Here is a 10,613-nt window from a genome sequence, read left to right on the forward strand (position 1 = left end):
CCCGAACTCCTTCCCGATCTCCGGGAGGGAGGCTCCGGTCAGGGTCTTGGTCAGGTACATGGCGATCTGGCGGGGTACCACCACCGACTTGGCGTTGTTCTTGGCCTTGAGGTCGGTCAGCTTGACGTTGTAGTGGTCGGCCACGAACTTCTGGATCATCTCGATCGTGATTGCCTTGTCCTCCGTGTGCAGGAGGTCCTTGAGGGTCTCCTGGGCGAGGGAGAGGTCGATGTCGCGGCCGGTGAGGCTGGCGTAGGCGATGAGGCGGATGAGGCTGCCTTCCAGCTCGCGTATGTTCGTCCGCACCTTGCTGGCGATGAAGAGGGCCACGTTCTCGGGGATCTCCACCCGCTCCGCTTCCGCCTTCTTGCGGAGGATGGCCACCTTGGTCTCGATGTCCGGGGGCTGGATGTCCGCGATGAGGCCCCACTCGAAGCGGCTGTGCAGCCGCTCCTCAAGGGTCGGGATCTGCCGGGGCGGACAGTCGCTCGAGATCACGATCTGCTTCTGGGCATCGTGGAGCGCGTTGAAGATGTGGAAGAACTCCTCCTGGGTGCGGTCCTTCCCGGCGATGAACTGGATGTCGTCCACCAGCAGCACGTCGATCGAGCGGTACTTCTGCCGGAAGGCGGGAAGGCGGTCGAAGCGGATGGCGTTGATCATCTCGTTGATGAAGCGGTCGGCGGAGATGTAGAGCAGGTTCAGGCGCTTCTGACGCGCCTGGATGTAGTGGCCGATGGCGTGCATGAGGTGGGTCTTGCCCAGGCCGACTCCGCCGTAGATGAAGAGCGGGTTGTAGGACTTGCTGGGGATCTCCGCCACCGCCCTCGCGGCGGCGTGGGCAAACTGGTTGGAGGAGCCGACCACGAAGCTGTCGAAGGTGTACTTCGGATTCAGGGACGAGGAGTCGCGCTCGGGTGCGGGGGTCGTCCGTTCGGAGGGAGCGCCGGACTCTGCGGCCTCCTCGAAGATCACATGCACGTTGGCGCGACCGAGCTCTTGAAGGGCCTCCGTGAGCACGCCCTGGTAGTTCTTGGTCAGCCATTCGCGGAACTGGGCGTTGGGCACTCCGACCAGGAGCCGCGACCCGTCGAGGGAGAGGTAGCTCGTGGGACGAAACCAGGTCGCAAAGCTGTGGCGGTTCACCTTGCTCTCGACCTTGGCGAGGATCTCGTCCCAGAGGTTCACGACCGGTCCTCGGCGGGTCCGGGGAGGGGTAGGGGGCAGGGAAAGCAATGATGGCCATAGCAACAAGTCATTGTATACTAACCACTTAAGCTGTTAATGGCCGGTCTGGCCTGCCCTGGCCCGCGCGAGAAGCCCCTTTTGCACAGAGATTTCAACACTTGTGGAAAAGCCGGCACAGGGACCACGGAAGGCTGGAAGCGATCGCTGCCCTGAAGCCTGAACGGTATCACAGGCGTCCGGGCGGAGACAAGAGTGACTCCGAGGCCGCGGGGGGCCTCAATTTGACGGCGATGGGAGGAGGCGCTATACTTTCGAGTTTGTCCTGGAAGCAGGGGCTTCCTTCCCACGCCGGAGGCGCCCGGCGGCCGAGGCTCGATCATGAAGAGGACGTTCCAACCGAACAACCGGAAGCGTAAGCGGACCCATGGCTTCCTGGTGCGGATGCGCACAAAGGGGGGCCGGCTGGTGCTGAGACGCCGCCGGCAGAAGGGGCGGAAGCGGCTTTCCGCCTGAGCGGGCGGCTCCGGCCCGAACAGCGGTTGAAGACGCCGGGGGAGTTCCGGCGCGTCTTCCGCTCCGGGCAGCGCCTCGATGGGCCGCTGTTTCAGCTCGTGGCCGCGGAGAACGGCGGCTCCCACCACCGGCTGGGGCTCACCGTGGGCCGCAAGGTCGGGGCGGCCACCGCTCGCAACCGGGCCAAGCGGCTCCTGCGCGAGAGCTTCCGGCGCCACGCGTTCGCGGAGGGCGTCTCCTTTGACATCGTGGTGGTTCCGAAGCGCGAGCTGGCCGAGCGATCCCAGGCGGAGGTGGACCGTGAGTACGAGGACCGGCTGCGGCGTCTCGCCGAGAGGCGGCGAGCCCCGAATCGCCGCCCGCATCCTTCTTCTCGGGGTTGAAGCCTACCGCATTCTCCTTTCGCCGCTGCTGGGCGGGTTCTGCCGGTACTCGCCGAGCTGCAGCCTCTATGCGGAGGAAGCCATCCGCCGCCACGGCGCCCGGCGAGGCGGGCTGCTGGCGGTGAAGCGCCTCGCCCGCTGCCATCCCTTCCATCCCGGGGGTTACGACCCGGTCCCGTAGGAAAGATTCCACCCATGGACGAACGCCGTCTCCTGCTGGCCGTCGCGCTCTCGCTCCTCGTGCTCACGGCCCATTCCCTTCTGTTTCCCCCGCCGCGTCGGCCCACGCCGGTCGCGTCCCCGGGGCCCGGGGGCCCGGCGGCGACGGAGCCCGCGCGGCCGGAGGGGGTTCCCCGTTCTGCCGCCCCCCCGTCGCCGCCCCCCGCCCCGGGGCGCGTGCTGACCGACGAGAAGGAGCGTCGGGTGGAGGTGGCGAGCCGCGACCTGAGCGTGGCCTTCACGAACCGGGGGGCCCGGCTGGTCTCCTGGAAGCTCCTCCGCTTCGCCGACGGGCGGGGCCGGCCGGAGGAGATGGTCCAGGCCGCGCCCTCCGGCCCGCGGCCCCTCGACCTCGAAACCGGGGACCCCGCCGTGGACAGCCGCCTGCGGGAGGCCCTCTTCCGGCCCTCGACGGAGAGCCTGATGGTCGGCGAAGGCGCCCCCGCGACCCTCCGATTTGAGTTCGCCGACTCCGAGGTCGTGGCCGGCAAGGAGCTCACGTTCTCGGACCACGGCTACCTGGTGGCGGTGAAGGCGTCCGTGCGCAAAGGGGGGCAGCCCCTCGGGGTCAAGGTCATCTGGGGCCCGGGGGTCGGGAACCCCACGGACGCGGAGCGGGAAGTGCAGGGCTACCAGCCGCCCCAGGGAGTGGCCCTCGGTGGGGGGGGTATCGAGCAGTTCCCGGCGGCGAAGCTCCCCCCCTCGGGCCAGACGTTGGGGGTCGTGCGGTGGGCCGGGGTGGAGACCCATTACTTCGCGGCCCTCTTCGTTCCCCCGCCCAGCGGGGTCGGGGTCGCGCTCCGCCCGGTCAGCCTGCCCGTCCACGACGACGGCAAGCCGAACCAGGCGCCTCTCGTGAGCGTCGACCTCGGCCCGGGGCCGGAGCCCGCCCTCCTCTACGTGGGGCCCAAGGACTACCACGAGATGTCCCGGGCGGGTCACGAGCTCGCCCGCCTCGTCATCTGGCAGATGGGCGACTGGATCGGGCCCCCGATCGTGGTCCCCCTAATGGGACTCGTGCGCTGGATCCATTCGCACGTGGGGAACTACGGCTGGTCGATCGTCCTCGTGACCGTCCTCATCAACCTCGCCATGGCCCCCTTCCGGCACTACAGCATCGCGAACGGGATGAAGATGGCCCGGATCTCCCCCGAGATGAAGGTGATCCAGGAGCGCTACCGGAAGGTGCCGCTCATGGACCCCAAGCGCCAGGAGATGCAGGAGGAGATGGGCGCCCTCTACGCCAAGCACGGAATGAGCATGGGAACCCAGATGCTCGTGGGTTGCCTGCCCATCCTGCTCACCATGCCCTTCCTGATCGCGTTCTATCGGGTGCTCACGGTCTCCATCGAGCTGCGGGGGGCGTCCTTCCTCTGGATCACCGACCTCTCCCAGAAGGACCCCCTGTTCCTGACCCCGGTGCTCATGGGAGTGTCGATGTTCGTCATGCAGAGGCTGACCCCCAGCACCATGGACCCCGCGCAGCAGCGGGTCATGATGATCATGCCCCTCATGCTCTCGGGGATGTTCCTCTGGGCCCCGGGGGGGTTGAATCTCTACTGGCTGGCCAGCAACCTGTGCTCCATCGCGCAGCAGACCTTGACTCTCCGGATCCTCAAGGTCCACCAGCCCGCGGCGGGGGGCCGGAAGCGCAAGTAAAAGGTGGGGACAGGGTGGGGGGTCGATGAAGTTACGGAGCCGTACGTGGAAGAGCGATCCCCTCCCCCTACGTGGGGAGGGATAGGGTGGGGGGTCGATGAAGGACCGGGCTTTTAGCGGGAGAGACTTGAAGGATGCCTTGGCGGCCGCGGGAGCGGCCCTCGGTCTCCCGGTGGCGGCCCTGCGTTACGTCGTGCTCGACCCCGGCTCGCCCGGCCGGGTGGGGGCCCAGCCGACCCCGGCGCGAATCGCGGTGATGCTGGACGAGCCGGGCCCCGCGGCCCGCGAGGCGGAGCCCGGCGAGTTCTTCGACGACGAGGACGATCCCCTGACCTTGATCCGGGAGGTGGTCCAGGCCCTCGCGGAGACGGCGGGGATCGAGGTGGCGGCCGAGGTCGCGGAGGAGCGCGAGGCGGTGGTGGTCCGGCTGGCGGGCCCCGGCCGGGGGTTCTTCTTCGGGGAGGACGGGCGGGGGGAGGTCCTGCGGGCGTTCGAGCACCTGCTGCAGCGGATGTTCGGCCCCGACGTGGCCCCCCGGCCGGTCCGGGTCGAGTGCGAGGGGTTCCGGGAGCGACGGGACGCCGCCCTGGCGGCGGAAGCGCACGCGCTGGCGGAGGCGGTCCGGCAGGAGGGCCGGCCCCGCACCATGCCCCCCCTGAACGCCTACGAGCGCCGGATCGTCCACGTCGCCCTCACGGAGGCGCCCGGCATCGTGACCTACAGCGTGGGGGAGGGAGCGGACCGGCGGGTCACGATCGCTCCCGCGCCGGGGCCCGGGGGGCCGGAGTCGGGACGCCCCGAGCCGGGCTCCGACGGCTGACCGGTCGGGGGGGCGGCCGCACCGCGCCCCCCTGGAGGCTCTCGGCCTCGGGGCGACCGCCCTCGACCGGGCCGAGGCCTACCTGGATCTCCTGGCCCGCTGGAACGTGCGGGTCAACCTCACGGGGGCCCGGAGCGCGGGGGACCGCGTCCGTCTCCTGGTCGCGCCCGTGCTCCCCGCGCTGACCCTGCCCCATCCGGGACGGCTGATCGACGTGGGGTCGGGCAACGGCTCGCCCGGACTCGTCCTCGCCCTCCTGCGAGACGACCTCCGGGCGGTCCTGCTGGAGCCTCGGGCGCGGCGATGGGCCTTCCTGCGAGAGGCGACCCGCGCGGCCGGGCGGGACGACGTCGAGGTTCTGCGGCTGCGCCACGACCAGTACGAGGGGCCTCCGGCCCCCACCGTGACCTTGCGGGGGCTCGCGCTGCCGCTCGCCCCCCTCGCCCGGATGGTCGAGCCGGGCGGGCGCCTGCTGGTGTTCGGCGGGCGGCCGCGCGAAGCGGGACCCTTCCGGCGGGAGGCGAGCCCGGTCGACGCGCGGGACCTGCAGGTCTTCCGGCGCGAGGCGTGAGGTCGCGGGGGCGTTGGCCGACCGGCCCATGTTCCACGTGGAACGTCGCGGGGAAGCAATGGACGCGGGGGGCGTGTGCTATCCTCGCGTCCCGCCGAGGGACGACGGCAAAGGGGGAGAGTAGGGCACGAGCCGTGGGACGCGTCATCGCCGTGGCCAACCAGAAGGGCGGGGTCGGCAAGACTACGACCGCGATCAACCTCGCGGCCAGCCTGGCCGCCGCGGAGCGCCGGGTGCTGGCGGTGGACGCCGACCCCCAGGGGAACCTGACCTCCGGGCTGGGGCGCAAGATCCGGGAGTCGCGCCCCAGCCTCTATGAGGCCCTCATCGAGCAGCGCCCGCTCGAGGAGCTCATCATCGCCACCGACCTCGAGCAGCTCTCCCTCGTCCCCTCCGACCGCAACCTGACGGGGGCCGAGGTCGAGCTCGTCCCCCTGCTGGCCCGCGAGTTCCGGCTGAAGGAGGCCCTCGCCCCGGTGACGGGGCGGTTCGACTACGTGTTCATCGACTGCCCTCCCAGCCTGGGCCTCCTCACGGTGAACGCCCTGGTCGCCGCCGACCGCGTCCTGATCCCCCTCCAGTGCGAGTACTTCGCCCTGGAAGGGGTCTCCGAGCTGACCTCCACCATCCAGCGGATCAAGCGGGCCTTGAACCCGAGCCTCGAGATCGAAGGGGTGATCCTGACCATGGTGGACGAGCGCACGAACCTCACCCAGCAGGTGATCGGAGAAGTGCGGGGCCACTTCCACGACCAGGTCTTCAAGACCCAGGTTCCGAGGAGCGTCCGGCTCGCCGAGGCCCCCAGCTTCGGCAAGCCGGTCCTCCTCTACGACATCCGCTCGAAGGGCGCCGAGGCCTACCTGGAGCTGGCCCAGGAGCTCATGTCCCACGGGCAGATGGCCCTCTTCGCCCGGTGAGACGGCGCTGCCCATGACGGGCCCGAAGCGGCGCGCCCTCGGCAAGGGGCTCTCGGCCCTCCTGCCGATTCCCGAGCCGGAGGGAGGGGCCGTCCCCTTGTCCGAGCCGGGAAGCGCCGAGGTCCCCATCGACCACCTCGACCCGAACCCCTTCCAGCCCCGCTCGGCCCTGGACCCCGCCCGGCTCGGCGAGCTGGCCGCCTCCCTCCGGGAGAGCGGGATGGTCCAGCCGATCCTCGTCCGCCGGGTGGGGGAGCGCTACCAGATCATCGCGGGGGAGCGGCGCTGGCGGGCCGCGCGGCAGATCGGCCTCGGCACCGTCCCCGTGGTCGTGCGGGAGGTGCCGGACGAGAGGCTCCTCGAGCTGGCCCTCGTCGAGAACATCCAGCGCCAGGAGCTGACCCCGCTGGAGGAGGCCCAGGCTTTCCACCGGCTGCAGGAGGAGTTTCGCCTCACCCAGGAAGAGGTGGCGCGCCGGGTGGGACGCGAGCGGTCCACCATCGCCAACACCCTCCGCCTCCTCCGTCTCCCTCGCGAGCTGCGCGACCTCCTCGCCACGGGCCGGCTCGACGCGGGCCACGCCCGCGCCCTCCTCGCCCTCGACGGGGCCGAGGACCAGGTGGCCCTGGGGCGGGAGGTCGCCCGCAAGGGGCTCTCGGTGCGGGAGGTGGAGCGGCGGGTCGCTCTCCTGCGCGCGCCCCGGAAGCGCACCTCGAGCCGGCGCGACGCCAACACCCGGGCCGCCGAGGAGCGGCTGCGGGCCGCCCTGGGGACACGGGTCCGGATCAGTCGTCGGGGCAAGGGCGGGACCCTGCGCATCCCCTTCTCGAGCGAGGCGGAGCTGAACCGGCTGTTCGAGCTCCTCCTCCGGGCGGGACGCGGGCGTTGACGAGGGCCGTCCCCGCCCCGTGCTATCGTGGCCCCGAGTGGCGACGGCGTTCCCCTCTCCCTCGCGGGGAGAGATAGGGGCGGGGTCGAAGAAGGGCGCGGAGCCAGACGAGCAACAGCGTTCCCCTCCCCCTGCGTGGGGAGGGACAGGGTGGGGGGTCGAAGAACGATGATCAAGCTCAAAGGCCTGGCGGCCGAGGATCTCAACGGCTTCATGGACGAAGGGACGGAGTTCCTGGGGGAGCTTCGCTTTCGGGACACCCTCCGCATCGACGGGCGCCTCAAGGGGAAAATCGTCTCCGACAACACGTTGATCATCGGGGAGTCGGGCCAGGTGGACGCGGACATCGACTGCGGAGTGGTCTCCATCCGGGGCACGGTGAGCGGGCGGGTGCACGGGCGGCAACGGATCGAGCTCCTGGCCGGCTCGAAGGTGCAGGCCACCCTGATCTCCCCCAAGCTCGTGATCGAGGACGGCGCGTTCTTCCAGGGCGACTGTCAGATGGGCTCCCCGCCCAAGGGAGCCTTCCTCCCCGCGGGGGGCGGCGGCTCCTGACCGCCCGTCCCGCCCCGCCTTTCCCCGCGGGGAGGGCACGACCTTATATACGTTCTTCTATACTCGGCCGAGGCGGACCGGAAGGGACGGGGAGATGACCGACGAGCGGGAGCGGATCCGCCGGCTGACCGAGCGGGTGGCCTGCGCGGGTTGAGCGAGCAAGCTCGGGCCCTCCGAGCTCGCCCAGGTCCTGGGCGGACTGACGGCGAACGACGACCCTCGGGTGCTGGTGGACCACACGACCGGGGACGACGCCGGGGTGTTCCGTCTCGATTCAACGACCGCCCTCGTGCAGACGGTGGATTTCTTCACCCCGGTGGTGGACGATCCCGAGGCCTTCGGGGCGATCGCCGCCGCCAACGCCCTCTCCGACGTCTACGCGATGGGGGGCCGGCCCCTGACCGCGCTCGCCATCGCCGGCTTCCCCGAGAGCGACTTCCCTCCGGAGTGGGCGGCCGCCATCGTGAGGGGCGGGGCGGGCAAGCTCCGGGAGGCGGGCTGCGTGCTCCTCGGGGGACACACGGTGCGCGACCCCGAGATCAAGTTCGGCTACGCGGTCACCGGCCTCGTGGACCCGGAGCGGATTCTCACCAACGCGGGGGGCCGGGCCGGGGACGTGGTCGTCCTCACCAAGCCGCTCGGCACGGGGGTGATCGCGACCGCGCTCAAGGCCGGGCGGGCCCCGGAAGCGGCCGTCGCCGCATCCACGCGCTCCATGGCCACCCTGAACCGCGCGGCCGCCGAGTCGGCGCTCCGCCACGGCGTCCGGGCCGCCACCGACGTGACCGGGTTCGGCCTCGTCGGCCACGCGTTGAACGTGGCCCGGGAGAGCCGGCTGACCCTGGAGATCCGGCCCGCCGAGCTCCCGCTGCTCGAAGCGGCCCTAAGCCTCGCCCCGGGCTTCCAGGCGGGCGGCCTCAAGGCCAACCGGCGGGAGTTCGAGCCGCAGGTGGAGTCGCGGACGGCGGTGGACGAGGCCCTGCGCGTCCTGCTCTACGACCCGCAGACCTCGGGCGGTCTCCTCCTCCTCGTTCGCCCGGAGCATCTCGCGGGGCTCCTGGCGGAGCGGCCCGAGGCGCGAGCCATCGGACGCGCCGTCCCCGCGGGGCCGCAACCGATCGTCCTCGTGGACTGACCCGCGCCATCTTTGACTGCCCGTTTGCTCCCGTGGTAGATTCCCCCCGCTTGCGCACCGAGGGCTCCCGGTCCAGGGGCCGACCAGCGCGATGAAACTGTCACCGAGGGAAAACCAGCGGACGAGGTCGACTGCCGCGGTCCCACGGGAGCGCCGCGGGGGGACCTCATGAGGGGCCCGTCCCGGGCCCTCGCCCGTCGCTACGCGCGCGCCCTCCTCGAGGTCGTCCTCGAGAACAAGGGCGACGCGCAGGGGCTCCGGCAGGAGCTGCTCGAAGTGGGGGACCTCCTCCTCGGCAACCCCGAGCTCGCGCGAATCCTCCAGCACCCCGCGGTCGGGGTGGACCGGAAGCGGAAGGTTCTGGCCGCGCTCTGGCAGAAGGCCCGCCCGGGGCCGCTCCTCGAGCGGCTGGTCGACCTCCTCGTGGCGCGCGACCGCCTGGCTCTCCTCCCCGGCATCGGCGAGGCCTATGGCGAGCTGTGGAACGACCACCGGGGCGTGGTCGCGGCGGAGGCGGTCTCCGCGGTGGCCCTCTCCAAGGCGCAGCGGGACGCCCTGGCCGCTGCCCTCCAGAAGGCCTCCGGCCGCGGGGTGGAGCTCTCCGCTCGGGCGGCCCCCGAGGTCCTCGGCGGCCTGCTCGTCCGCATGGGAGGCAAGACGTACGACGGCACCGTGCGCGGCCGGCTGCAGGCCCTGCGCGAAAGCCTGGTCCGGGGCCGCTAGGGTGGGGGGTCGATAAAAAATCGCCATGGAGATTCGCGCCGGGGAGATCACCAGGATCATCAAGGAGCAGCTCGGGGGCTTCACCGCCGGGGTGGACGTGGCGGAGGTGGGCACCGTGCTCACGGTGGGCGACGGCATCGCCCGCATCCACGGCCTGGAGAGCTGCATGGCGGGCGAGCTCCTCGAGCTGCCCCACGGGGTCATGGCCATCGCGCTCAACCTGGAGGAAGACTCCGTGGGAGCGGTGCTCCTCGGCGAGGCCGCCCTCATCAAGGAAGGGGACGAGGTCAAGCGGACCAGGCGCATCATGTCCGTGCCGGTGGGCGACGCCATGGTCGGCCGGATCGTGAACCCCGTCGGCCAGCCCATCGACGGCAAGGGGCCCATCGCCACCACCCACTTCAACCCCCTCGAGGTCATCGCCCCCGGGGTGGTGGACCGCCAGCCGGTGCGGGAGCCCCTCCAGACCGGGATCAAGGCCATCGACGGCATGGTCCCCATCGGCCGCGGGCAGCGCGAGCTGATCATCGGGGACCGCCAGACCGGCAAGACCGCGGTCGCGGTGGACACGATCATCAACCAGAAGGGGCAGGACGTCATCTGCATCTACGTGGCCATCGGCCAGAAGCAGTCGACGGTCGCTCAGGTGGCCCGGACCCTCGAGGAGTTCGGGGCCATGGCCTACACGATCATCGTGGCCGCCGCCGCCGCCGACCCCGCCCCCTACCTCTACCTGGCCCCCTACGCCGGCTGCGCGATCGGTGAGTTCTTCCGGGACAGCAAGCGCCACGCCCTCTGCGTCTACGACGACCTCAGCAAGCACGCCGCGGCCTACCGCGAGATCTCGCTCCTCCTGAGACGGCCCCCGGGCCGCGAGGCCTACCCGGGAGACGTCTTCTACCTGCACAGCCGGCTCCTGGAGCGGGCGGCCAAGCTCAACGACAAGAAGGGAGCGGGCAGCCTGACCGCCCTCCCCATCATCGAGACCCAGGCGGGGGACATCTCGGCCTACATACCCACCAACGTCATCTCCATCACCGA

The 10,613-nt window shown here is 71.0% G+C and carries 12 protein-coding genes and 1 pseudogene; 12 read left to right on the plus strand and 1 reads right to left on the minus strand.

Annotated features, from left to right (window positions below; all coding sequences use genetic code 11):
• Positions 1–1,188, minus strand: a 1,188-nt coding sequence (dnaA, locus tag VGT06_07620) for a chromosomal replication initiator protein DnaA (protein ID HEV8662989.1), incomplete at its 3' end; no start/stop codon positions are given.
• Positions 1,189–1,566: 378 nt separating this feature from the next.
• Here dnaA and rpmH point away from each other — a divergent pair.
• The 12 genes and pseudogenes from rpmH to atpA all read left to right on the plus strand — a co-directional run.
• Entirely contained in the window at positions 1,567–1,701 is a 135-nt protein-coding gene (rpmH, locus tag VGT06_07625) for a 50S ribosomal protein L34 (protein HEV8662990.1), read from the plus strand.
• Positions 1,702–1,727: 26 nt separating this feature from the next.
• Complete coding sequence (gene rnpA / locus VGT06_07630) at positions 1,728–2,084, plus strand: ribonuclease P protein component (protein ID HEV8662991.1); 357 nt, start codon at positions 1,728–1,730, stop codon at positions 2,082–2,084.
• A complete protein-coding gene (yidD, locus tag VGT06_07635) occupies positions 2,002–2,265 on the plus strand; it encodes a membrane protein insertion efficiency factor YidD (GenBank protein HEV8662992.1) in 264 nt (87 codons plus the stop codon). The genes rnpA and yidD overlap by 83 nt, the downstream gene beginning before the upstream one ends.
• Before the next feature lie 14 nt (positions 2,266–2,279).
• Positions 2,280–3,962, plus strand: coding sequence for a membrane protein insertase YidC (gene yidC, locus VGT06_07640; protein ID HEV8662993.1), 1,683 nt, complete (start codon positions 2,280–2,282; stop codon positions 3,960–3,962).
• Between the two features lie 127 nt (positions 3,963–4,089).
• Positions 4,090–4,782, plus strand: coding sequence for a R3H domain-containing nucleic acid-binding protein (locus tag VGT06_07645; GenBank protein ID HEV8662994.1), 693 nt, complete (start codon positions 4,090–4,092; stop codon positions 4,780–4,782).
• 31 nt (positions 4,783–4,813) lie between these two features.
• Positions 4,814–5,353, plus strand: a complete 540-nt coding sequence (locus VGT06_07650; GenBank protein HEV8662995.1) for an RsmG family class I SAM-dependent methyltransferase — start codon at positions 4,814–4,816, stop codon at positions 5,351–5,353.
• A 134-nt stretch (positions 5,354–5,487) separates the two neighbouring features.
• Positions 5,488–6,270, plus strand: a complete 783-nt coding sequence (locus VGT06_07655; protein HEV8662996.1) for an AAA family ATPase — start codon at positions 5,488–5,490, stop codon at positions 6,268–6,270.
• Positions 6,271–6,283: 13 nt separating this feature from the next.
• Positions 6,284–7,159 (plus strand): ParB/RepB/Spo0J family partition protein, encoded by an 876-nt coding sequence (locus VGT06_07660; protein ID HEV8662997.1) that lies wholly within the window; start codon positions 6,284–6,286, stop codon positions 7,157–7,159.
• 168 nt (positions 7,160–7,327) lie between these two features.
• Positions 7,328–7,714 carry a polymer-forming cytoskeletal protein gene (locus VGT06_07665; protein HEV8662998.1) on the plus strand — a complete coding sequence of 129 codons (387 nt, stop codon included), beginning with the start codon at positions 7,328–7,330 and terminating at the stop codon, positions 7,712–7,714.
• 169 nt (positions 7,715–7,883) lie between these two features.
• Positions 7,884–8,849, plus strand: a pseudogene (selD, locus tag VGT06_07670) (selenide, water dikinase SelD).
• Between the two features lie 168 nt (positions 8,850–9,017).
• Positions 9,018–9,572, plus strand: a complete 555-nt coding sequence (atpH, locus tag VGT06_07675) for an ATP synthase F1 subunit delta (protein HEV8662999.1) — start codon at positions 9,018–9,020, stop codon at positions 9,570–9,572.
• Positions 9,573–9,597: 25 nt separating this feature from the next.
• Positions 9,598–10,613: F0F1 ATP synthase subunit alpha (gene atpA / locus VGT06_07680; protein ID HEV8663000.1), on the plus strand; the 1,016-nt coding region annotated here is incomplete at its 3' end.

The organism is Candidatus Methylomirabilis sp. (assembly GCA_036000645.1).
Taxonomy (GTDB): Bacteria; Methylomirabilota; Methylomirabilia; order Methylomirabilales; family JACPAU01; genus JACPAU01.